This is a genomic window from Flavobacterium sp., assembly GCF_043756175.1.
Taxonomy (GTDB): Bacteria; Bacteroidota; Bacteroidia; order Flavobacteriales; family Flavobacteriaceae; genus Flavobacterium.
In genome coordinates this window covers 1-23,949 of the sequence record NZ_JAYURN010000166.1, presented here as the reverse complement: position 1 = coordinate 23,949, position 23,949 = coordinate 1, and the positions used below count along the sequence as shown (strand labels likewise).

Sequence of the window (23,949 nt, the reverse complement as noted above, 5' to 3'; positions counted from 1 at the left end):
TTGCATTTTTTGTTGTTGAACTAGCTTCTAAAAGGTCTTATAATTACACTTAAAAATACAAAAAAAGGAGTGGAAAATTTTGATTTCTACTCCTTTTATTTACAATATATTCTTAAAAAAGACTTTTTCAGTGGGCTCGAAATCTCTGAGGCATTTTTTTAATTAATCAAAACGCATTAAGACTTTACTAATTTATCTTTTCTGTTTTTTATATTCAAAACTTTATCTTTACTAGCAACGGCAGGTTTCTTTATGTCGCCAAGTACATTTATAGCTTCTTCAATATAGGCGTCTTTAGATAAGCTTTCGTGCCAATCTTTTCTTTTTTGACTTAATAATGTATCTTTTTTAATAAATTCCATTTCTTGAGGAAGTGATGTAAATTTAAGCGAGTTTTGGAATTTTGTAATAGCCTTGAATTTTTTAGTTCCTTCTTCTATCGATGCTTGTTCTGATTTAAATTTATTAATATTCAAGCTAATTATATTGTCTTCTTTTCGGTCATTAATCCATTTTGCATTTTCATCAATTAGTTTAAACTGTGTGTTTTCTAATATTCTTTTTTGACTATTAGCAACTACGTTTTCAAAGTTATTTATAGATTTTAAAGATTCAAACGGAGCCTCATCAATTTTATCCCAAGGCATTGCATTTTCTACATCACGTTCTCCAATTTTTATATACGTATAACGGTCTGGTATAGCAATGTCGCTAGAAACACCTTCAAGTTGTGTAGAACCACCATTTATTCTGTAAAATTTTTGAGTTGTTGTTTTCAAAGCACCAAAATCTCCCATCGTAGGACTATTGCGAACAAACTGATTTAAGTCGATTACATTTTGTACTGTTCCTTTTCCGTAAGATTGTTTGCTTCCCATAATGACACCTCTTTTGTAGTCTTGTATTGCTGCAGCAAAAATTTCTGAAGCTGAAGCTGAAAAATTATTAATCATAACCACAAGCGGCCCATCCCATTGGACTCTAGAATCATGGTCAGAAAGTATTTCTTTCTTTCCTTTGGCTGATTTTATTTGCACAACTGGCCCTTCTTCTATAAATAAACCTGTAATATCTACTACGGTTTTTAATGAACCTCCTCCATTATCACGCAAATCCATCACGATTCCTTGTACGCCTTCTTTTTTAAGATTTTCAACTTCAACAGCAACATCTTTTGCGGCATCGCGATTGTCATTATTTTCGAAATCGATATAAAATTTTGGTAAATATATCACACCATATTTTACTCCATTTTTCTCGACAATACTAGATTTTGCATAGGTTTCTTCGATTTCCACAATATCTCTTATGATTGATATTTTAACTATCGAACCATCTACTTTTTTTACGGTAAGTTTAACTTCTGTTCCTTTAGGTCCTTTTATTTTTTTTACCACATCGTCAAGTCTCATTCCAGTAACATCTACTGCTTCGTTGTTACCTTGTCCTACTTTTAGGATTAAATCACCGGGCTCTAATTCTTTTCCTCTCCATGCTGGTCCGCCAGAAATTAATTCTGAAATTTCTGTAAAGTCATTTGTTTTTTGAAGCCTTGCACCAATACCTTCTAATTTTCCACTCATACTCACATCAAATTTATCTTTTTCGTCTGGAGCAAAATAATAAGTATGTGGATCAAATTGAGCAACTATAGCATTTACGTATGCCACAAACCAATCGTCTTCATTAGATTCTTTTATGAAATCGAAATAATCTTTGAGTGTTTTTTGTGTTGTATCTCTTGCTTCTTTCTCTAATTGTGAAAAAGTTTTCGCAACATATTTTGGGTCTTTTACTTTTTTAGAAGCTTCTATTTTTTCTTTTTCTACTATAGTAGCTAGAATAGAAAGTTTCATTTGCAAACGCCATCTGTTTTTTAATTCTGAATAATTTTTAGCGTAAGCGTTTTTATCTGAATCTAAGTTAATGGTTTCATCAGTTGTAAAATCGTATGGCTTCTCGTTTAGTGATTTGTAAACCACTTCAACTTCTCGCATACGTTTTTGCAAACGCTCATATGTTAATTTAAAAAAGGTTAAATCACGATCGTGAATCATATCATCTATTTGCAATTCATAAGCCTTAAATTCATCAATATCAGATTGTACAAAAAATCTTTTTGAAGGATCTAATGCGTCCAAATAATCTTTGTAAACCCCTTGCGAAAACTTATCATCCATAGCAATTGGATCATAATGTCCTTTTTCAATAACAAAAGTTATCAAATCCAAAAGCATTTTGTCTTTCTCTGGGTCATTTTCTTTCTTCGGCATAAAACTCCACAAAGTGGCAGAGATAGCAAGAACAGCTAAAATTACTTTATAATTCCTTTTCATAAAATTCAAAATTGCATTCATAATATTTAACTAAAGTACATAAAAAACCATGCCATAATAATATTTCGCCTATAATTTTTTGTTAAAGATGTAAAATTAACTACTTGCAAGTAAAAATGCTTAATTTAGCCTCGCTTTTTTGTGTTAAATTTATGACTTTAGATAAATAATAAAATGAGTAAACCATTAATATTAGTTACAAACGACGATGGCATTTCGGCGCCAGGCGTACGAAGCCTTATAGAAGTTATGCAAGAAATAGGAACGGTTGTTGTTGTTGCTCCTGATAGTCCGCAAAGCGCAATGGGACACGCCATAACTATAAATAGCACCTTGCATTTGAATAAAGTTTCTGGAGAAAATGCACTTGTAACCGAGTATAGTTGCTCAGGAACTCCTGTAGATTGTGTGAAACTAGCGGTAAATGAAATTTTGAAACAAAAACCAGATCTTTGTGTTTCTGGTGTTAATCACGGATCAAACTCATCAATAAATGTAATTTATTCAGGAACCATGAGTGCTGCTGTTGAAGCTGGTATTGAAGGAATTCCTGCTATTGGATTTTCATTATTAGATTATGATTGGAATGCCGATTTTGAAACTTTTAAACCCTACATAAAAAAAATTGCACTCGAAGTTTTACAAAAAGGATTACCCGATAGTGTGGTGCTAAATGTAAATTTCCCAAAAAGAAAAGAAGAAGATTTAAAAGGAATTAAAATTTGTCGACAAGCGAAAGCCATGTGGGAAGAAAAATTCGACAAACGAAAAACCCCGCAAGGCAAGGATTATTACTGGCTCACAGGCGAATTTGTAAACCAAGATAAAGGCGAAGATACCGATGAATGGGCTTTGGAAAATGGATATATTTCGGTAGTGCCAGTTCAGTTCGATATGACGGCGCATCACGCAATTCAGCAATTAAATAATTGGAATTTAAACAGATAATTATGAAATATTTATGATGACTAAATCACGAACACAAATGAATGTTCCCTTATAAATATACCATATTCCAATAAAAAAACAAAAATTATCTACATATGAAAAAAACAGATTTACTTATAGGTGCTTTAATCGGATTTATTGCTACTTTTTTAGGAACGTACATTTTCTTTACTTTTTGTACTGAATATGGCTTTTTAGAAGGTGTAAAAGGCATGAAAAGTCAAGGATTTCTAGGAAAAGTAATCACACTAGGTGCTATCCTAAATTTAGTTGTGTTTTTTATATTATTAAAAATGAATAAAGAACTCATGGCTCGTGGCGTTGTCTTGGCAACAATTACTTTAGCTATAATTACCATGTTTGTTTAAATAATTGACAAAAAATGAAATACTACATTATTGCTGGCGAAGCATCGGGCGATTTGCACGGTTCGAACCTCATGAAAGGCATTTATAAAGAAGACTCTCAGGCAGAAATTCGTTTTTGGGGAGGCGATCTCATGCAACAAACAGGCGGAACTTTAGTAAAACATTACCGAGACTTGTCGTTTATGGGTTTTCTAGAAGTGGTTCTAAATTTGAAAACCATTCTTAATAATATTAAAATTTGTAAAGCGGATATTTTAAATTTTAAACCTGATGCTATTATTTTTATAGATTATCCGGGTTTTAATATGAGAATTGCAAAATGGTCCAAAAAACTAGGAATAAGCAATCATTATTATATTTCACCACAAATTTGGGCTTGGAAAGAAAACAGAATAAAAGCTATAAAAAACGATGTCGATAAGATGTATGTTATTCTTCCGTTTGAGAAAGATTTTTACGAAAAGAAGCATCATTTTCCTGTAGAATTCGTTGGTCATCCGTTAATAGACGCTATAAATAACCGTCAGAAAACCAATTCAGAACAATTCAAAAAAGATAATAACTTAGACGAAAGGCCTATTATTGCACTTTTGCCTGGAAGCAGAAAACAAGAAATTGAAAAAATGTTGTCCGAAATGTTGTCCGTTGTAAAAGACTTTCCTGATTATCAGTTTGTCATTGCTGGTGCACCAAGTCAGGAATATTCATTTTACGAGCAGTTTTTAACGAATGATCAAGTTCATTTTATATCTAATAAAACCTATGATTTATTAAGTGTGTCTCATGCAGCCTTGGTGACTTCGGGAACAGCAACCTTAGAAACAGCTTTGTTTAAGGTTCCAGAAGTGGTTTTGTATAAAGGAAGTTGGGTTTCGTATCAGATCGCAAAACGCATTATAACACTCAAATACATTTCGTTAGTTAATCTAATCATGGATAAAGAAGTGGTTACCGAACTTATTCAGGAAGATTGCAATTCTAAAAAAATAAAAGTAGAACTCGAAAAAACAATAGAACCTTCATACAGAAATACGCTTTTGGCCAATTATGATTTGTTAGAAAAACAATTGGGCGGAGCAGGAGCTAGCGATAAAACAGCACATTTGATTGTTCAAGATATGCAAATGCAAAAAAAATAATTATGAAACTATTTATAACAGGAATATCAACCGATGTGGGTAAAACCATTGCATCATCAATCGTAGTCGAAGCATTAGAAGCCGACTATTGGAAACCCATTCAAGCAGGAGATTTAGACAATTCTGATAGTCACAAAATCGAAGCATATATATCCAATCAGAAAACGGTAATTCACGAGAATAGTTATTTGTTAAACACGCCTGCAAGTCCACATCTTGCAGCAAAAATTGATGGTGTTTCAATAGATTTAAAAAAAACAACAGAACCATCTACTAAAAACCATCTTGTAATTGAGGGTGCTGGCGGACTTTTTGTTCCATTAAACGATACCGATTGTGTTATCGATTTAATAAAACCAGATTATAAAGTCGTTGTCGTTTCTCGCCACTATCTAGGAAGCATCAACCACACATTACTAACGATTGAAGCCTTGCAAAATAGAAAAATAACTATTGCAGGAATTATTTTTAATGGAAACGAAAATAAATCGACCGAAGAAATTATTTTATCAAAAACAGGTGTAAAATACATAGGAAGGATAAATGACGAACCTTATTTCGATAAAAATGTAATCTTAGAATATGCCGATATTTTTCGTGAAAACCTTCTAAATTTATAAAACCTTTATGAAACTCTGTGTTTTTCTTCATGTATCTTTGTCAAATAAATCTTCATTAAATGAACCTTTCCGAAAGAGATCAAAAACACAATTGGCATCCATATACGCAACATAAAACTTCACAATCCGAAATTGCCATTACAAGAGGAGAAGGCGCATTATTATGGGACGAAAATAACAAAGAATACATCGATGCAATTGCTTCCTGGTGGGTTAATCCGTACGGACATTCCAATAAATATATTGCCGATGCTATTTACAAACAACTCACCACTTTAGAACATGTTTTGTTTGGCGGATTCACACATGAACCAGCTGTTTTGTTATCAGAAAAATTAATAGAGATTTTACCTAATAACCAACAAAAAATCTTTTATTCTGATAATGGTTCCACAGCGGTTGAGATCGCTATAAAAGTGGCGATGCAATATTTTTATAATAAAAACGAAAAACGAACCACCATAATTGCTTTCGAAAATGCTTTTCATGGTGATACTTTTGGAGCAATGGCAGCGAGTGGTATTTCATTTTTTACCGAAGCATTCAAAGGATCATTAATTCAAGTTATTAGAATTCCTGTTCCAACTATTGGTAACGAAAAGGCAAGTTTAGACGCTTTGACAAAAACTATAAAAGAATATGATTGTGCCGCTTTTATTTTTGAACCACTGGTTCAAGGAGCAGCAGGAATGGTCATGTATGAAGCTTCTGAGTTGGATAAATTAATAAAAATCTGCAAAGAAAATCAAGTTTTCACCATTGCCGACGAAGTGATGACGGGTTTTGGAAAAACAGGAAAAACTTTCGCTTGCAATTATCTAGAAGAAAAACCAGATATGATGTGCTTGTCTAAAGCCTTAACTGGCGGAGCAATTCCTATGGCGATTACCACATTTACCCAAGAAATTTTCGATGGTTTTTATGACGACGATGTAAATAAAGCCTTATTTCACGGACATACCTTTACGGCAAATCCGACGGGTTGTGCGGCATCTTTGGCAAGTATACAATTGCTGAAATCTGATGAAATGCAAGAAAATATTAAAAGAGTAAATAATCAACATTTACAATTTCAGCAAAATATAAAACAACACGCGAAAGTAAAAACAACACGAGTACTAGGTGTAATTTTTGCGTTAGAAATTAAAACCGAAAACCAAGAATCGTATTACGGTAATCTTCGTAATAAGCTATATAATTTCTTTATCGAGAATGGCGTAATTTTGCGCCCAGTTGGGAATATAGTTTACATTTTGCCACCTTATATTATTACAAACGAACAATTACAAAAAGTATATCAAACCATCGAAGAAGCATTAGAAATAGTTTAAATTTGTAATTATTACACAAAGATTCACAAAGCGAAAAATCACAAAGGTTCACAAAGAGGTTAAAATAATTTAAAAATATAACTTTGTGAATCTTCGTGTATTCTTTGTGAATCTCTGTGAAATATAATTTATTAGAGAAAAAATTAATTTTGAATACAAAAATAGCCATAACTGCCCTTTCGTCTTTTTCACCATTAGGTAATCAACCAGAGTTAATCTGGTCGGAATACCTAAAGGAAACTTCGTTAATTTCCGAAAAAAAAATTGGCAATCAAACCATTCCCGTAGCAACTATTTCGGAAGAATTAAAAAAATTGGTTGAAGCACTAAAACAATCGGATAACAAATACAAATCGTTAGACAATTCCGTTTTGTATGCTATTTTAGCTTCACGTCAAGCAGTTACTAACGCGGGTTGGACTCCAAACGATATTTTTGGAATCAACATTGGTTCTTCCCGTGGTGCCACCGAATTATTCGAAAAACACCACCAAGAATTTATAGAAACTGGGAAAACAGGAACATTGTCCTCGCCAACCACAACATTAGGTAATATTTCCTCTTGGATTGCGCATGACTTGAAATCTTCAGGACCAGAAATTTCCCATTCTATAACATGTTCTACCGCCTTGCATGCTTTGCTAAATGGCGTGGCTTGGCTTCGTGCAGGTATGGCTGATAAATTCCTAGTTGGCGGAAGTGAAGCGCCACTTACCGCATTCACAATCGCACAAATGCAGGCTTTAAAAATTTATTCGAAAGAAGAAAACGAGTTTAAATGCCGCGCTTTTGATTTGAATAAAACCAAAAACAGCATGGTTCTTGGCGAAGGTGCTGCGGTAATTTGTTTAGAAATTGGCGAAAGCAAAAATGCTTTGGCTTATATAGAAGGAATAGGCTATGCTACAGATATTTTAGAACACGGAATTTCGATTTCTACCGAAGCAGATTGCTTTCAGAAGTCTATGAAAATGGCATTACAAAATACTAATTTATCCGAAGTTGATGCCATTGTGATGCACGCACCAGGAACCATAAAAGGAGATTTATCTGAATATAAAGCCATTCAAAAAGTGTTTGGCCCTTCGTCAGGGTCAGAACAAGAGAATTTACCAATGCTCACTACCAATAAATGGAAAATCGGTCACACTTTTGGTGCTTCAGGAATGCTAAGTGTCGAGTTGGCTATTCTAATGATGCAACACAATCAGTTTATTGGTGTGCCATTTGTAGCGAAGCAATCGGAAAGAAAAAACATTCGTAAAGTACTGGTAAATGCCGTTGGTTTTGGTGGAAATTCGGTTTCAATTCTACTGTCAGTCTGAGCTTGTTGAAGATTTTTATTATTTTTATTTGCACTTCGACAGGCTCAGTGTGACAGTTGTGTGAAATTTTACTTTATTGTAAGTCTGAGCTTGTCGAAGATTCTTTGTTTTTATTTGCACTTCGACAGGCTCAGTGTGACAGTTGTGTAAAATTTTACTTTATCGTCAGTCTGATAGTCGAGTAGAATGTTACTTTGTTATTACAATGTCAGTCTGAGCTTGTCGAAGACCCGTCAATAATATTTCCAAATTCAGTATAGTTTTTAGAATATAAAACCAGTTTGTCCCAATTCTCAGAAATTAAAGCTTCTTTTTTTCTTCTACTCCAACCTTTTATTTGTTTTTCCGTTGCAATCGCATTGTTTACATCATTGAATGTTTCAAACCAAACTAAGGTTAAAGGTTTTTTGTTGTGTGTATATGCTTCTTTATTTAAACTTTCATTATGTTCAATTAAGCGCCTTTCAAGATTGTTAGTAAATCCTGTATAGTAAGAATCATCATTGCATTTTAATATATAAACAAAATATGTTTTCATAAATGATTGTTTTTTTAAAGCACTTCGACAAGCTCAGTGTGACAGCCGAGTAAATTGTTATTTTGTAATTATATTATCAGTCTGAGCTTGTCGAAGACTCTAATGCTTTTACCTTCTCATATATCAAGTTGCTCTCCCAGCCTTTTCGCAACAAGAAATCACAAAATTTCTTTCGTTTTTTTATTAGGTAAGTTTCTCGCATATTTTCCCAATTATTTTCGGCAAGTTTGTGGAAAGTTTCTAAATATTCGTCGGGCGTAATTTCTTTAAGGGCTGTATTGATGTTGTATTGTGATATTTTTCGAAATTTTAACTCGTTTACAATTCGAATTTTTCCCCAAGATTTAATTCGGTGTTTCCCACGAGCAAAACTGCACGCAAAACGTTCTTCGTTAAGAAAATTATGCTCGATAAGATGCACAATAATCATATCGATAGCCTGTGGAATCATTTTTAAATCATATAATTTTGCAACTACTTCCTGATGGCATCGTTCCTGATATGAACAATAATATTCTAGTTTGATTTGTGCTTCGGCTACTGTAAAGCTTTTGTTTGATGGAGTTTTCAATTATTTAACAATTTGATAATAATTTCACGAGACTTAAGTGATTGATATTGCGAGACATTTGTATACATTTGCGTCCGCATTTTTAATATTAAAACGGAGATTTAAAAAAATTTAAATAAATAACCCCAAATTTATGAAAATTAAATTACTATTAATAACAATGTTATTTTCGATGTTTGCTTTTGGACAAGCAACTGATTTGTTTATATCAGAATATGTCGAAGGAAGTTCTAGTAATAAATATATTGAAATATATAACGGAACAGGAGCAAGTATAAATCTTTCAGACTATAGGTTAAGGCTATATGCGAATGGAGCCGTAGCTCCAACAAATGATGTGTTATTGTCAGGAACAATTAACAACGGATCTGTAATTGTTTACCAAAATTCAGCAGCAACTCTTTATGCAGGAATTAATAATACAGCATTAGGTTTTAATGGAGATGATGCTGTTGTTCTGTTTAAAATATCAACAGGTTTAATCGTTGATGTAATAGGAAATATTGGATGTGATCCAGGTACGGCATGGACTGCTGCTGGATATAGCACATTAGATAAAACATTAAGAAGAAAAACTTCTATTTGTGGCGGGGTTATTTTAAATCCAGGAGGCACTTGTAATGCAACTTCTTTTCCGACATTGTCTGCGGAATGGGATATTTTCAACATAGATACCGTTTCTGACCTAGGTTCTCATGTGATGTCTTGTAGTCCAATTCCAGAAATAAACATTCAAGGCAACGCAACCACAATCGTCGATGGAGATGCGTCGCCATCAACAATTGACGATACAGATTTTGGTTCGACAGATATTACAGCAGGAACAATAATAAAAATATTTACCATACAAAATACAGGAACAGCGGCATTAAACCTTACCGATGTTAGTCCTTATGTGGTTATTGGTGGTACAAATGCTGCCGATTTTTCGGTGACAGCAATTCCTACAACACCAGTTGCCATTACAACAGGAACTACAACTTTTCAGGTTACCTTCAATCCTAGCGCAGTTGGGACAAGAGTAGCAACATTGAGTATTGCAAATAATGATAGCGATGAAAATCCTTATAATTTTTCTATTCAAGGAACAGGAATAGATTTGCCAGTAATTACAAGTGCTTTGACTGCATCAGGTAGTCAAGGAACTTCTTTTACTTATACCATAACAGCTATAAACGGACCAACAAGTTATAATGCAACAGGATTGCCTGCTGGATTGTCTATTGATACTGCAACAGGAATCATTTCTGGAACACCTACCGTTTCTGGAACTTTTAGCGTGACTATTACAGCTACAAATTCTGTTGGAACAGATACAGAAACCTTAGCAATTACGCTTTCTTCGGGAGCGTGTTTGAGCGAAAATTTTGCTGCGGGTATTTTGCCAGTGGGATGGGTTAGAAGTTCGGCAACTGATGTTGCTTTTGTTTCTAATTATGCTGAATTTGCAACTATTAATGGAAGTTTAGCTTCGGTCTCGGTTAGTAATCCGGCTTCATTGACTTTTACATTAACAAGAACTTCCAATGTTAATGCAAAAGATATGATAGTCGAAGTTTCTACAACGAGTCAAACAACTGGTTTTACAGCCGTATCTACATTCAATCATGGAAATACAACATCCGCTGGAACGACAAACTGCACGGTCGATTTATCTGCTTATACAGGAAGTTCGGTAGTGTATATTAGATTTAGAAAAGTATCAGCAACAACATCTTATTGGAGACTAGATAACATAAATGTTTTTTGTGGTTTACCAATACTAGGTACGGAAATAAACGTTACAGGTAATACTTTAAATATAGTAGATGGCGATACCTCACCTTCATTTGCTGACAACACTAATTTTGGTGCAACGACAATAGGATCTAATATTGTAAAAACATACGTAATTCAAAACCTAGGAACTACAAATTTATCATTGTCATTGCCTATTACATTAAGCGATGTTTCGGCACCTCAGGAATTTACAATTACACAACCTTCAGTTTCTACAATTGCAGCAGGTGGTTCTATAACTTTTACTATAACTTTTAATAGTGCTGTTTCGGGAGCATTTGTAAATACAGTAAACATAAACAGTAATGATACAGATGAGGCAATTTACAACTTTGATATTTTAGCAACTGTTTCTAGTGTTTCAACAGGAACAGTATTTAAACCAGGAGAATTAATTTTTGTAGGTTATGATGGGCAATCTTCTGGATCAGGACAAATAGACGAATATCTTGTAGCTAATATGGTAGATATAATACCCGGAACCCAATTTACAATCGTAAATTCACGTTATGAAGCTGGAGCTGTTGCTAATATTAGAACGGACAAATGGGGAGGCGGAGGAGATTCTGCTGAAGAAGCACCATATGAAGCAAAAATCACTTATAATGGGGTTACAAATATACTAGCTGGTTCTGTTTTACGATTTGTAACTAACGGTTCGGCATCTTGGTTTGGACAAGTAGATGTAACTACAGGAACAACTGTAACTAATAGAACTTCAGATTTCTCGGGAGTTCCTTTTCCTTCAAGTTTATTTAGTCCAAATATTTCTACAAGTGCATCAGATCAAATATTTCTTATTCAAGGTAGTTTTATTTCTGACGGAACAATAGACCTTAATCAAGCTAATTATTATTTGAACGGAATTCTACTTCATGGATTAACAAATAGAGCAGCATGGGTTCCTCTTACAGCTTCTTGTAATGGAAGTAATGCAGGAGGAAACACCAGAGAATCTCGTTTGCCATCGGCATTAACATGTTTTAATGTAGAAAGTTCAGGAGCTAGTATTATTAGCGGTTTTTATGAAAATGATAAACAACACGGACTAGCAACTATCCGTCAAATTCTAAATGCTGTTGCTGATGTAACGAATAATTGGACAATAGGAACCGGACGTTATACAATTGATGCAGCAAGTAGTTTGACAACTAGGGCAGGAAAAACTTTTTTAATAGGATCGAGTAATCCGGGAGGACAATGGGTAGGTGATGTAGATACAAACTGGTTTAATTGTGCTAACTGGGAAGGTTTAGCTGTTCCGAAAATTTCTACAGATGTTACTGTTAGTGCTTCTGCAGTAAATTTTTCTACAGTAAATTTTTCTGCAGCCTTTTCTAATGATTATAATGATATTGCAGTTTGTAATAATCTAATAATAACAGGAAGTAAAGTAGAAGTTAATGCAAGTTTAAATAACAAACTAGAGATACATGGTAATTTGTTAATAGATGCTCCTTCGGGTGCTCTAAACATGGATGATACAGATTCAGGCACTGCCGATGGTCAGTTATATCTTTATGGTAACTGGACTAACAACATGGGTAACGCTGCTTTCTCTGAAGGAAACGGAACGGTGCATTTTACAGGAAGCACAACACAAATAATAAATGGAGTAACGCCAGAAGGAACAGAAATTTTTTATAATGTTATATTAAATAATGATTTTAATACAAGTGTTTCTAATGATATTATTGCTACGGGTGATTTAACTATAAATGCAACAAAAACAGCAACAATTGCTGCCAATGATTTCTTTGAGATCACTAATAATTTTACCAATAACGGAATTTTAAATGTATTAAACAATGGTTCTTTAGTTCAAATAAATGATGCTGGAATCAATTCTGGAAATATTACTTACCAACGAACTGCAAGTGTACGTTTGCAAGATTATGTTTATTGGTCAGCACCTGTAGCAGGACAAATATTGTCTACTAAATTTAGCGGAACGCCATCAAATTACATGTGGCGTTGGGTGCCAACCGCAACAAATGCAAATGGTGGAGAAGGAACTTGGACAAATTACTCAGGAGCAATGACTGCTGGCGAAGGCTATATTGTAAGAGCAGCGACAGGAACTAATGCTTCAACTCCGGCAAGCGTGACTACTTCTTTTACAGGAGTTCCGCACAATGGTATTTATTCGACAGTTGCAATTGCTAGAGGAAATGATTACTCAGGAATAGGAATGCAAGGAATAATGAGAACAGCAACTGATGATAACTGGAATCTACTAGGAAATCCTTATCCTTCGGCTCTAGATGTAGTAGGAACGGGAGGGTTTTTAGATGCTAATCCGCAACTTGAAAGTTTTGTAAAGATATGGACACATACTCAATTGCCAACAAGCGTTGTAGATCCTTTCTATCAAAATTTTGCGTCTAATTATTATGTAAGTGATTATGCTACTTATAATAGAACTGGTTTATCAACTGGACCTGGTGATTATAAAGTAGGCTCAGGACAAGGATTTATGGTTTTGATGGTTCCTGGAGGTGCCAGCAGTTCAATAGTGACTTTCAATAATAGTATGAGAAGCAAAACATTTGCTAATAATCAGTTTTATAAATCAGCAAATGCTACCGGTGGTATTGAAAAACACCGCATTTGGGTCGATTTAGTATCACCTAATGAAACTACAAGAGCATTAGTTGGGTATGTAGAAGGAGCGACGCAAGGGCAAGACATTACGTTTGATGCATTTACAGATTATAAGCCAAGTCAAAATTTCTATTCTGTAATTAATGATAATCCATACATTATTCAGGGAAGAAGTTTACCATTTGATGTAAATGATAGAGTTCCGATGGGCATAAAAATTCCGACAAACGGAACTTACTCCATTGCAATTGCAGCAGTTGATGGATTATTTTCTGGGAAAGCACAAAAAATTTATATAGAAGATAAATTGTTAAATACAATTAATGATATTTCAGCTTCTCCATATCAATTTACAGCAACTCAGGGTGTGATAAATGATCGTTTTGTATTGCGTTATACCGACCTGAAGTTAAGTAATGCTGGGTTTGATTTGACAGAAAACGGAGTTTCAATTTTTGGTTCAAATAATGAAATAAAAATAAATTCTAGTTCAGAAAATATTAAAGATTATGTTGTTTATAATGTTATAGGACAAACGTTAATTAGTAAGAACGATATAAATGCAAATAATTCTGTAGTAAGTTCTATAATGAAAAACAACCAAACATTGGTTGTAAAAGTTACTTTGACAAATGGTCAAACAGTAATTAAGAAAATTATTTTTTAGTTTTTTAATAACAAAATTTCGCAAAAGGCACGAAGAGTTCATTTCTTTGTGCCTTTTTTTAATTATTATTTTTGTTGAAAACTTATAATCAACATCTCAAAGAAAACAACTATTTTTACTAAAAATAATTACAAATAAAATGAGTTCAGAAAAAGAAGCCAAATTAAAAGCCTTACAGCTTACATTAGATAAATTAGACAAGACTTACGGTAAAGGAACCGTAATGAAAATGGGCGATAAAGCCGTAGAAGAAGTAGAAACAATTTCTTCAGGATCATTAGGTTTAGATTTAGCATTAGGAGTTGGCGGTTATCCTCGTGGTCGTGTAATCGAAATTTACGGACCAGAATCTTCAGGAAAAACAACCTTAACTTTACACGCTATTGCCGAAGCTCAAAAAGCTGGCGGAATTGCCGCTTTTATTGATGCGGAACACGCTTTCGATAGAAATTATGCTGAAAAATTAGGTGTCGATATCGAAAATTTAATTATCTCACAACCAGATAACGGAGAACAAGCTTTAGAAATTGCCGAAAACCTTATTCGTTCAGGTGCAATAGATATTGTTGTGATTGACTCAGTTGCTGCTCTTACGCCTAAAAGTGAAATTGAAGGTGAAATGGGAGATTCTAAAATGGGTCTTCATGCTCGTTTGATGTCGCAAGCCTTAAGAAAACTAACAGGAACAATTAGTAAAACAAAATGTACTGTGTTTTTCATCAATCAATTGAGAGAGAAAATAGGTGTTATGTTCGGGAATCCTGAAACAACAACAGGTGGAAATGCATTAAAATTTTATGCTTCGGTTCGTTTAGACATTCGTCGTTCGACACAAATTAAAGATGGCGATAACGTATTAGGAAACAGAACCAAAGTAAAAGTTGTAAAAAACAAAGTTGCACCACCTTTTAAAACTGCCGAATTCGATATCATGTACGGAGAAGGTGTCTCTAAAACAGGTGAAATTCTTGATCTTGCTGTAGAATTTGAAATCATCAAAAAAGCAGGTTCATGGTTTAGTTACGGTGATACAAAACTAGGACAGGGACGAGATGCAGTAAAAGGATTAATAAAAGACAATCCTGAATTAGCAGATGAGCTTGAAGTGAAAATTAAAAATATTATCAAAGAATCTAATCAATAAGACAAGAAACCCAAAAGAAATTTTGGGTTTCTTTATTTTCAAAAACAACGTAAGTAATAGGAATAATTTAAAGCCGTATATTTAAGTTGTAAACACTTGAACATAAACGTAACTAGTAATAGCTTCTTAATTTACATTTTTTTATTTTACAGCTTCAAAAGCAATAAGCTCATCATAAATAATATTTCTCGCCTCAGCTTTTATTGTTTTTCTGTCATTTAATGTTTTGTTTTCAGTTTGAATGAAGGTTAATATTTTAACTCTCATTTTGCCGGGGCTTCCACTCAAAAAAGTATAAGAATACCTTTTTTTATTATCAGGGAAAACCAAAGGAACAATAGGTAAATGATGCTCTAAAGCCAATCTAAAAGCACCGTCTTTAAACTCATCTAAAACAATCGATTCGTCATCTGGCACTTTTCCTTCAGGGAAAATACAAATACTCAATCCTTGATCAATTCGTTTTTGGGCACGAGTAAAAACTTCATTTCTACTTTTAGGATTATCTCTATCAACTAGAATACAAGTGCGTTTGTAAAAAAATCCAAACAAAGGGATTTTTACCAATTCTTTTTTTCCTACAAAAACAAATGGGTTTTTTACAGAGACAAGCATCAACATTATGTCTGTCATCGATGTGTGATTGGCAATAAACATGTAGCTTTTTCCAGATTCAATTTCTTGCTCTTTTTCGATTTTGTAATAAAACCCCATACCAAACAAAATTACTTTTGCCCAAATTCTTGCTAGTCTAAAAAAGTAAGGGTACCAGGTTTCTTTTAATATCGAAATAAACAATAAAGGAAACATAATAATAATTGGAACAGCCATTACAACATAAAACCAAACACGCCACAAAACCCAAAAAATAATCTTAAATAATCTCATAGCATCAAAAATAAGGAATTGCTTTATAAATTTGATAAAAGAATTAACTTTGTATGAAAAATAAAAAATACGATAGTGTTACTAAGGTTTAGATGAAATTCCTGATTTTTTTTAACATTATGGCAAACCGAAACAAAATGGCAAGAATACTTACAGGAGTACAAAGTACAGGAACACCACATTTAGGAAATTTATTAGGTGCAATTATCCCAGCAATACGATTGGCGGCCAAACCCGAAAACGAATCATTCCTTTTTATTGCCGATTTGCATTCGATTACCCAAATAAAAGACGGAAAAACATTAAGAGAAAACACTTACAGCACCGCTTCGGCTTGGCTTGCTTGTGGATTAGATAGTAATAAAGTTGTTTTTTATCGCCAGAGTGATGTGCCACAAACTACTGAATTATCTTGGTATTTGAGTTGCTTTTTTCCGTTTCAAAGGTTAACATTAGCACATTCTTTTAAGGATAAAGCGGATAGATTAGAAGACGTAAATGCAGGGTTGTTTACTTATCCAATGCTTATGGCTGCCGATATTTTGCTATACGATGCAAACGTTGTTCCCGTAGGAAAAGACCAATTGCAGCATGTTGAAATTACGCGTGATGTAGCTTCTCGTTTTAACCATCAGATGGGAGAAACATTCGTTTTGCCAGAAGCAAAAATTCAGGAAGATACGATGCTTATTCCTGGAACCGATGGTCAGAAAATGAGTAAATCTCGAAATAATATTATTAATATATTTCTTGAAGACAAAGCGCTTCGTAAGCAAGTTATGAGTATTGAAACAGATAGCACGCCACTCGAAGAGCCTAAAAATAGAGAAACTTGTAACATTTTTGCTTTCTATAAATTATTAGCCAATGAAACTCAAATCGAGGAAATGATTGAAAATTATAAAAATGTAAATAGTGATTATGGTTACGGTCATGCTAAACAAGCCTTATTCGAACTGATTACCGAAAAATTTTCGACCGAAAGAGAAAAGTATAATTATTATATGAATAATCTCTCAGAATTAGAAGAAATACTAAAAGAAGGAGCTCAAAAAGCAGCGAATGTTGCTAATGGTGTTTTGCAACGAGTAAGAGTGAAATTGGGTTATTAGTTTTATCTAATTTGTCATTTCGACGAAGGAGAAATCTCATGATTTAATTCCTATATGAGATTTCTCCTTCGTCGAAATGACGAAAAAAGAATTTATTCTTCCAAAGAATCCCAGCCTCTAGCTTTCAAGGCGATTTTTGTATTGGCACGAGTTACTAAATGAATTCCTTCACTTTCTTGTGTCATGTGACCAATAATTGTAAAATTTGGGTTGCCTTTTATTTTTTCGAAATCATTCATGGCAATTGTAAAAAGCAATTCGTAATCCTCACCACCATTTATGGCAACTGTTGTCGAATCGATATTAAATTCTTCACAAACAGAAATAAACTGAGGGTCTATTGGTAATTTGTCTTCATATAAATTACAACCTACGTTACTTTGTTTGCACAAATGCATGATTTCCGATGATAATCCGTCAGAAATATCAATCATCGAAGTTGGTTTTATTTCCAAAGCATGCAATAATGTTCGAACATCCTTACGAGCCTCAGGTTTTAGTTGGCGTTCGATAAGATAAGTATAAGCATCTAAATCTGGTTGCGAATTTGGGTTAACATTAAACACTTGCTTCTCACGTTCCAAGACTTGCAATCCCATGTATGCCGCACCAATATCGCCAGTTACGACTAATAAATCGGTTTCTTTGGCACCATTTCTATACACAATTTCATCTTCATCAGCTTCACCAATAGCCGTGATAGAAATGATTAATCCTTTTTGTGATGAGGTTGTGTCACCGCCAATAACATCAACTTTATATTCATTTGCAGCTAGATTTATTCCTGCAAATAATTCTTCTAAAGCTTCAAGCGGAAAACGATTAGAAACTGCTACCGAAACTGTGATTTGAGTTGCTCTTGCATTCATGGCACAAATGTCAGAGATATTTACCACGACAGCCTTGTAACCCAAATGTTTGAGTGGCATATAAGCCAAATCAAAATGCACTCCTTCAATTAATAAATCGGTCGAAACAACTACTTTTTTGTCTTTAAAATCTAAAATAGCAGCATCGTCACCAATTCCTTTTAAGGTAGATGGTTGTGTGATTTCGAATTGTTTAGTCAAATGGTCTATCAAACCAAATTCTCCTAATTGTGCTATGCTTGTTCTTTGAGGTGTTTTATCTTCAATCATTTGCTGAGGTTCTAAGGCGCAAAGGTACTAAGTTTCTAATGTTAATGCTAACAAAAAACCCGATCACTTTCGCAATCGAGTTTGTCTATTATCATAAAAGTCTAAAATCTAATCATTCAGTTTCAAAACAGCCATAAATGCTTCTTGCGGAATTTCTACATTTCCTACCAAACGCATTCTCTTTTTTCCTTTTTTCTGTTTTTCTAACAATTTACGTTTACGAGAAATATCTCCACCGTAACATTTAGCGGTAACGTCTTTTCTTAAGGCTTTTATAGTTTCACGAGCAATGATTTTAGCTCCAATTGCGGCTTGAATTGGAATGTCAAATTGCTGACGTGGAATTAGTTCTTTTAGTTTTTCACACATTTTTTTACCAATGTGATATGCGTTACTTTCGTGAATTAATGCCGATAAAGCATCGACCGAAGTCGCATTTAACAAGACATCAAGCTTCACCAATTTTGAGGTTCTCATTCCAATAGGTGAGTAGTCAAAAGAAGCGTAACCTTTAGAAACGGTTTTTAATCGGTCATAAAAATCGAAAACAATTTCTGCCAATGGCATATCAAAATTTAGTTCGACACGTTCTGTAGTTAAATAAGTTTGGTTGGTAATTACACCACGTTTTTCGATACACAAACCCATTACGTTTCCTACGAAATCGGCTTTGGTAATGATAGTCGCTTTTATATAAGGTTCTTCAACTCGGTCTAGTTTTGATGGTTCTGGCAAATCGGTAGGATTGTTTACAATCATACCAACTTCAGGTTCTTTTTTGGTGTAAGCCAAGTACGAAACGTTGGGAACTGTAGTAATTACAGTCATGTTAAATTCGCGCTCTAAACGTTCTTGGATAATTTCCATGTGCAACATTCCTAAGAATCCACAACGGAAACCAAAACCTAACGCGGCTGAACTTTCGGCAGCAAAAACTAGCGAAGCATCGTTTAGTTGTAATTTTTCCATCGAGTTACGAAGTTCTTCGTAATCGTCTGTGTCAACTGGGTAAATTCCTGCAAAAACCATTGGTTTAACATCTTCAAAACCAATAATCATATTGGTTGTAGGTGTTTTTGCATCGGTTAGCGTGTCGCCAACTTTTACTTCTTTGGCTTCTTTAATTCCAGAGATTAAATAACCTACATCTCCAGCAGAAACAACATTTTTAGGAACTTGATTTAGTTTTAATGTACCAATTTCGTCAGCAAAATATTCATTCCCAGTAGCCATGAATTTTATTTTCTGACCTTTCTTGATTTGACCATTTTTTACACGAAAAATAACTTCGATACCACGAAACGGGTTGTAATGTGAATCGAAAATTAAAGCTTGTAATGGTTCGTCGATATTTCCTTTCGGATGTGGAATTTTTTCGATAATAGCGGCCAAAATATTTTCAACTCCATAACCAGTTTTTCCTGAAGCATGAATAATATCTTCTGGTTTACAACCTAATAAATCGATAATATCGTCCGAAACTTCTTCTGGATTGGCACTTGGTAAATCGACTTTGTTTAAAACAGGAATAATTTCTAGATCATTCTCTAGTGCCAAATATAAATTTGAAATTGTTTGCGCCTGAATACTTTGTGCGGCATCTACAATAAGTAATGCGCCTTCGCAAGCAGCTATAGAACGAGAAACTTCGTAAGAAAAATCTACGTGACCTGGAGTGTCTATCAAATTTAGTATGTATTCCTGTCCTTGATAGGTGTATTCCATCTGTATGGCATGACTTTTTATTGTAATCCCACGTTCACGCTCCAAGTCCATGTTGTCAAGCAATTGTGCTTTTTCTTCGCGAGCTGTAACTGTTTGTGTAGCGCCTAATAAACGGTCTGCCAAGGTGCTTTTTCCGTGGTCAATATGTGCAATTATGCAAAAGTTCCTAATATGCTTCATCTTCTTTATCTATCAAATATTCTAGAACACTTTCGTGTTTTGCTTACAAAGATAAGGCAAAGTTAGTCATCATCAAAGCTCTGATTTTTAAAAGATAAATGAGTAATCATTATTTATTTAATTCTCGATTTGATACATTTACTGCCGTATTAAAATTTAAATTAACAAACAAAAAGTTACAAATTATGAATAAACTATTTTCAGTTTTAATTATTTCCGCGTTGTTCATACATGTGGGTTACTCACAAAAAACCTTATCAACGGATTACTCTTATAAAGTAAGTGAGCCTTACACGGTATTTGATGCTAAAGAAAAAATTTATTTTACAAAAGGCAATGAAGTAATGGCGTTAAAACTAGACGGCAAAGAAGTTTTGATTCAAAAATTTAATTCCGACAAACCTGCATTTATTAAAGAAAAACTTTATGAAAAATTTTTTCCTAAAAATTATTCTTTCGAACATGTTTTAGAATTAGCAGGAAAATATTATCTTTTCTATTCTTCATGGGACGGTGATAAGGACAAAGAACAATTGTTTTCTGTCGAAATCAATTTTGATAAAGGAGAATTTACAGGAGAGCAAAAACTTTTATTTCAAGTTGACGGAAAAATTGCTGGATCTTTAGTTGCTGCTACTAGAAACACACGATTTATGTTTACCATGGGTACTGTTAGTAAATTTGATTTTATGCAGTCTGACGACAAAAAAAATGTCTTAATTCAATATAGAAAAAAACCTTTAGTAAAAAAAGATGTTAATAGTTTTGATATTATTGGGTTGTATACTTTTGACGGAAATCTTAATAAAACATATAACAATGAGATGACTATGCCTTATACCGAAAGAAGAATGAACAACATAGATTATCAATTAGATAATAAAGGTAATTTATATTTACTTACTAAAGTTTTTCATGACGACAGTAACAAAGACAAAAAGAGCAAAAAAGATACAGAAGCAAATTATCACTTAGAATTATTTTTAATTAAATCTGGTACTAATAAAATTGAGATTTCAAAAATTGAGAATAATGGTAAATTTATCAATAAACTATGGCTTTTTGATACTGATAAAGGTTATTTAATATGTGGGGGTTTTTATAGTAATGGTAACGACGCTAGAAAAGGAGGCGCTTTCCAATCAAATTTTGATGATTGTGATGGTATAGTGGTTCTTAAAATTAAACCAGACGGAACAATTTATGATAAAATATTTCATGAGATTCCGTTAGAAATTATAAATCAATACGAAAGTGAGAAAACTAAGAAAAAGAACGAAAATAAAGAGAGAAAAGGAGAAGGAGCACAGTTCTCTGATTTAGAACTTAAGGATTTAGTTGTTAATAAGGACGGAAGTATTGTTTTAGTTGGAGAACAATACTTTTCAATTTATCATAGCACAAGTTTAATGGATGGTGTTATGCACAAAGCTACAGGAGGCGGACAAGGAAGTTATTCTTACCATTACTGTGATATGTTAGTTTCTAAAATTAATGCCGATGGTAAATTAGGTTGGATGAAAAAAATAGCAAAAAACCAAATTGGATCTAGAGGCAAAGGCGGAATGTCATATAAATATTTTAATGCCCATAACAATCATTATTTTGTTTATTTAGATAATGTAAAAAACATTAATTTGCCTTTAGAAAAAGAACCTGCAAGACATACAGATGGTCAAGGAGGTTATTTAACATCTGTCAAAATATCTGATACTGATGGTGCTTTGACGAAAGGATCAATTCTAAATGCTAGAGATGTAGAGGATATTAAAATCTATCAATTTGCAACAAATAGAATTGTAAAAACAAGTGAAAATTCTTTCTTATTAGAAGTCTACAAGAAGAAGAAAGAAGATGTTATGATCAAGGTTGATCTTAATTAATACTAATTCACAAAAACAAATAAACCGCCTTTAATATTTTTAAAGGCGGTTTTTTTTATTCATTATCTTTTGCAAACCATTCTGCAAATGAAGTTTCTGTTTCTTGCAATCTTAAAGAATGTAGTTTTATAGATTCTGGTAGTCTGTGTTTTATTTTCGCAGCAAAATCGATAACCATATTCTCGCTCGTGGGTTGATAATCTACAAGAATAACTTCATGACCACGAGATTTTAGTTCTTGTGCTAATTCTATGTGAGGTGTGGTTTGGTTGAAAACAGTAGCATGATCAAAAATATCGACAATATCTTCTTTTACTATTTTTTTTAAATCAGAAAAATCGATTACCATTCCAAATTTTACATTGTTTCTGTCGGAAATAGGTGTTCCTATGACCGTCACCGAAAGTTTGTAACTATGTCCATGTACATTTTTACATTTCCCGTCATATCCATATAAGGCGTGACCGGTTTCGAAACTAAATTGCTTTGTTATTCTTATTTTGCTCATAAAAATTAGATTGTATGTAAAGGTATTAAATAAAATTATTAACCGCTATTTCACTGATTTTATTAATTGTTAATCAAGGTTGTATTTTATAATATAGAAGATTATATAAAACAAGATCAAAGCGTTTTGTTGTTTTGAGGGACGAAGAGTTTTATAAATTGAGCAACTATAGGGATTCTTCGTTCCTCAGAATGACAATTCTTTTAAATATAAATAATGTCATTAAAACACAGCTAAAATTATTAGCGAGTTAGTGTTTGTTTTTATACAAAAAAACGCCCAAAGTAATTGGGCGTTTTTGTAAACTGTATGTTAGTTTAAACTAAGCTTCAAAAGCAACTACAGAAACATAAGATTTGTTTTCACCTTTTTTCTGAAATTTCACTAATCCGTCAACTCTTGCATGTAAAGTATGATCTTTACCCATGTAAACGTTTTCTCCTGGATTGTGTTTAGAACCTCTTTGTCTAACAATGATATTTCCAGCTATTGCAGCTTGACCACCATAAATCTTAACGCCTAAGCGTTTTGATTCTGATTCTCTACCATTTTTCGAACTACCGACACCTTTCTTGTGAGCCATGACGTTTTGGTTTTATAAGTTAATAATTAATTAAACAGCTTTACCACCGTTTAATTCATCTTGTAATTTTTTTAATTCATCCATTTTACCGTCTGCAGCAAGTTGTGCTTGTTGCGCCCAAGTAGTTGGATCTAAATGTTGTACTTTAGCTTCAGCGGCGTCTAAAATCTCATTGATTTTTTCTGCTTTAGTTTTAGCTAATTTTGCGAATGTATCTATTCCAGCAGCAACTAATACTTCAGCAGCTTTAGGTCCAATACCTTCAATAATTTTTAAATCGTCACCTTTTTTAGCAGCTTTTGGAGCTTTTACTTCAGCGATTTTTTCAGCTTTTACTTCCACAGCTTTTTCAGCTTTTGGAGCAGCTTTCTTAGCACCTGTTGCAGTAATTCCTTCCACTAAAATTTGAGTAAGATATTGTCTGTGACCGTTTCTTTTCTTGTAACCTTTTCTTCTTTTCTTTTTGAAAACGATTACTTTATCTCCTTTTAAGTGTTGTAACACTTTTGCTTCAACAGAAGCACCTTCTATAGCTGGGGCGCCTAAAGTGATTGTGCCATT

General features: G+C 33.5%; 19 protein-coding genes. 10 read left to right on the top strand and 9 right to left on the bottom strand.

The features are described from left to right. Positions 1-176: 176 nt before the first annotated feature. Positions 177-2,357 carry a carboxy terminal-processing peptidase gene (locus tag ACH2BP_RS12895; protein ID WP_395060540.1) on the bottom strand — a complete coding sequence of 727 codons (2,181 nt, stop codon included), beginning with the start codon at positions 2,355-2,357 and terminating at the stop codon, positions 177-179. 153 nt (positions 2,358-2,510) lie between these two features. Between ACH2BP_RS12895 and surE the strand changes: the two genes are divergently transcribed. The 6 genes from surE (at position 2,511) to ACH2BP_RS12865 (ending at position 8,067) form a co-directional block, all read left to right on the top strand. Continuing rightward, positions 2,511-3,284, top strand: a complete 774-nt coding sequence (gene surE / locus ACH2BP_RS12890; RefSeq protein WP_395060538.1) for a 5'/3'-nucleotidase SurE — start codon at positions 2,511-2,513, stop codon at positions 3,282-3,284. Between the two features lie 95 nt (positions 3,285-3,379). Then, positions 3,380-3,652 carry a hypothetical protein gene (locus ACH2BP_RS12885; RefSeq protein ID WP_395060536.1) on the top strand — a complete coding sequence of 91 codons (273 nt, stop codon included), beginning with the start codon at positions 3,380-3,382 and terminating at the stop codon, positions 3,650-3,652. A gap of 14 nt (positions 3,653-3,666) precedes the next feature. Further along, complete coding sequence (gene lpxB, locus ACH2BP_RS12880) at positions 3,667-4,791, top strand: lipid-A-disaccharide synthase (protein WP_395060534.1); 1,125 nt, start codon at positions 3,667-3,669, stop codon at positions 4,789-4,791. 2 nt (positions 4,792-4,793) lie between these two features. Then, complete coding sequence (gene bioD, locus ACH2BP_RS12875) at positions 4,794-5,411, top strand: dethiobiotin synthase (RefSeq protein WP_395060532.1); 618 nt, start codon at positions 4,794-4,796, stop codon at positions 5,409-5,411. Positions 5,412-5,470: 59 nt separating this feature from the next. Then, a complete protein-coding gene (bioA, locus tag ACH2BP_RS12870; protein ID WP_395060530.1) occupies positions 5,471-6,742 on the top strand; it encodes an adenosylmethionine--8-amino-7-oxononanoate transaminase in 1,272 nt (423 codons plus the stop codon). Between the two features lie 149 nt (positions 6,743-6,891). Next, positions 6,892-8,067, top strand: a complete 1,176-nt coding sequence (locus ACH2BP_RS12865; RefSeq protein ID WP_395060528.1) for a beta-ketoacyl synthase N-terminal-like domain-containing protein — start codon at positions 6,892-6,894, stop codon at positions 8,065-8,067. 208 nt (positions 8,068-8,275) lie between these two features. Here the strand turns inward: ACH2BP_RS12865 and ACH2BP_RS12860 are convergent, their stop codons facing one another. Next, the gene (locus ACH2BP_RS12860; protein WP_395060526.1) at positions 8,276-8,605 is read right to left on the bottom strand and encodes a GIY-YIG nuclease family protein; all 330 of its coding nucleotides are present in this window, start codon (positions 8,603-8,605) and stop codon (positions 8,276-8,278) included. 76 nt (positions 8,606-8,681) lie between these two features. After that, positions 8,682-9,176, bottom strand: coding sequence for a regulatory protein RecX (locus ACH2BP_RS12855; protein WP_395060524.1), 495 nt, complete (start codon positions 9,174-9,176; stop codon positions 8,682-8,684). Between the two features lie 133 nt (positions 9,177-9,309). On the opposite strand from ACH2BP_RS12855, the gene ACH2BP_RS12850 reads away from it, so the two are divergent. Both ACH2BP_RS12850 and recA read left to right on the top strand, forming a co-directional pair. Further along, a complete protein-coding gene (locus tag ACH2BP_RS12850; protein ID WP_395060522.1) occupies positions 9,310-14,226 on the top strand; it encodes a choice-of-anchor D domain-containing protein in 4,917 nt (1,638 codons plus the stop codon). A 139-nt stretch (positions 14,227-14,365) separates the two neighbouring features. After that, positions 14,366-15,370, top strand: a complete 1,005-nt coding sequence (gene recA / locus ACH2BP_RS12845; RefSeq protein WP_395060520.1) for a recombinase RecA — start codon at positions 14,366-14,368, stop codon at positions 15,368-15,370. A gap of 141 nt (positions 15,371-15,511) precedes the next feature. Here the strand turns inward: recA and ACH2BP_RS12840 are convergent, their stop codons facing one another. Continuing rightward, positions 15,512-16,258 carry a lysophospholipid acyltransferase family protein gene (locus tag ACH2BP_RS12840; RefSeq protein ID WP_395060518.1) on the bottom strand — a complete coding sequence of 249 codons (747 nt, stop codon included), beginning with the start codon at positions 16,256-16,258 and terminating at the stop codon, positions 15,512-15,514. A 137-nt stretch (positions 16,259-16,395) separates the two neighbouring features. Here ACH2BP_RS12840 and trpS point away from each other — a divergent pair, with 137 nt between their 5' ends. After that, on the top strand, positions 16,396-17,370 hold the full coding sequence (gene trpS / locus ACH2BP_RS12835) for a tryptophan--tRNA ligase (protein ID WP_395060542.1): 975 nt from the start codon (positions 16,396-16,398) through the stop codon (positions 17,368-17,370). A 92-nt stretch (positions 17,371-17,462) separates the two neighbouring features. On the opposite strand, the gene thiL is transcribed toward trpS, so the two are convergent. Beyond that, positions 17,463-18,509 (bottom strand): thiamine-phosphate kinase, encoded by a 1,047-nt coding sequence (gene thiL, locus ACH2BP_RS12830; RefSeq protein ID WP_395060516.1) that lies wholly within the window; start codon positions 18,507-18,509, stop codon positions 17,463-17,465. A 108-nt stretch (positions 18,510-18,617) separates the two neighbouring features. Then, a complete protein-coding gene (gene lepA, locus ACH2BP_RS12825; protein WP_395060514.1) occupies positions 18,618-20,414 on the bottom strand; it encodes a translation elongation factor 4 in 1,797 nt (598 codons plus the stop codon). A gap of 185 nt (positions 20,415-20,599) precedes the next feature. Here lepA and ACH2BP_RS12820 point away from each other — a divergent pair, with 185 nt between their 5' ends. Continuing rightward, on the top strand, positions 20,600-22,297 hold the full coding sequence (locus ACH2BP_RS12820) for a hypothetical protein (protein ID WP_395060512.1): 1,698 nt from the start codon (positions 20,600-20,602) through the stop codon (positions 22,295-22,297). 55 nt (positions 22,298-22,352) lie between these two features. Here the strand turns inward: ACH2BP_RS12820 and ACH2BP_RS12815 are convergent, their stop codons facing one another. From ACH2BP_RS12815 to rplU, 3 genes are all read right to left on the bottom strand, one after another. Further along, the gene (locus ACH2BP_RS12815; protein WP_395060510.1) at positions 22,353-22,805 is read right to left on the bottom strand and encodes a 6-pyruvoyl trahydropterin synthase family protein; all 453 of its coding nucleotides are present in this window, start codon (positions 22,803-22,805) and stop codon (positions 22,353-22,355) included. 322 nt (positions 22,806-23,127) lie between these two features. Further along, positions 23,128-23,388: a 50S ribosomal protein L27 gene (gene rpmA, locus ACH2BP_RS12810; RefSeq protein ID WP_091476103.1), complete on the bottom strand. Its 261-nt coding sequence runs from the start codon at positions 23,386-23,388 to the stop codon at positions 23,128-23,130. Between the two features lie 30 nt (positions 23,389-23,418). Beyond that, on the bottom strand, positions 23,419-23,949 hold a 531-nt coding region (gene rplU, locus ACH2BP_RS12805), incomplete at its 5' end, for a 50S ribosomal protein L21 (RefSeq protein WP_395060508.1).

Bases quoted from the DNA above. Each gene is read 5' to 3' on its own strand.
- ACH2BP_RS12885 (WP_395060536.1), top strand. From the start codon at position 3,380: ATGAAAAAAACAGATTTACTTATAGGTGCTTTAATCGGATTTATTGCT.
- surE (WP_395060538.1), top strand. From the start codon at position 2,511: ATGAGTAAACCATTAATATTAGTTACAAACGACGATGGCATTTCGGCG.
- trpS (WP_395060542.1), top strand. From the start codon at position 16,396: ATGGCAAGAATACTTACAGGAGTACAAAGTACAGGAACACCACATTTA.
- lepA (WP_395060514.1), bottom strand. From the start codon at position 20,414: ATGAAGCATATTAGGAACTTTTGCATAATTGCACATATTGACCACGGA.
- ACH2BP_RS12815 (WP_395060510.1), bottom strand. From the start codon at position 22,805: ATGAGCAAAATAAGAATAACAAAGCAATTTAGTTTCGAAACCGGTCAC.
- ACH2BP_RS12820 (WP_395060512.1), top strand. From the start codon at position 20,600: ATGAATAAACTATTTTCAGTTTTAATTATTTCCGCGTTGTTCATACAT.
- bioA (WP_395060530.1), top strand. From the start codon at position 5,471: ATGAACCTTTCCGAAAGAGATCAAAAACACAATTGGCATCCATATACG.
- lpxB (WP_395060534.1), top strand. From the start codon at position 3,667: ATGAAATACTACATTATTGCTGGCGAAGCATCGGGCGATTTGCACGGT.
- ACH2BP_RS12850 (WP_395060522.1), top strand. From the start codon at position 9,310: ATGAAAATTAAATTACTATTAATAACAATGTTATTTTCGATGTTTGCT.
- ACH2BP_RS12840 (WP_395060518.1), bottom strand. From the start codon at position 16,258: ATGAGATTATTTAAGATTATTTTTTGGGTTTTGTGGCGTGTTTGGTTT.
- bioD (WP_395060532.1), top strand. From the start codon at position 4,794: ATGAAACTATTTATAACAGGAATATCAACCGATGTGGGTAAAACCATT.
- ACH2BP_RS12895 (WP_395060540.1), bottom strand. From the start codon at position 2,357: ATGAATGCAATTTTGAATTTTATGAAAAGGAATTATAAAGTAATTTTA.
- thiL (WP_395060516.1), bottom strand. From the start codon at position 18,509: ATGATTGAAGATAAAACACCTCAAAGAACAAGCATAGCACAATTAGGA.
- ACH2BP_RS12860 (WP_395060526.1), bottom strand. From the start codon at position 8,605: ATGAAAACATATTTTGTTTATATATTAAAATGCAATGATGATTCTTAC.
- recA (WP_395060520.1), top strand. From the start codon at position 14,366: ATGAGTTCAGAAAAAGAAGCCAAATTAAAAGCCTTACAGCTTACATTA.
- rpmA (WP_091476103.1), bottom strand. From the start codon at position 23,388: ATGGCTCACAAGAAAGGTGTCGGTAGTTCGAAAAATGGTAGAGAATCA.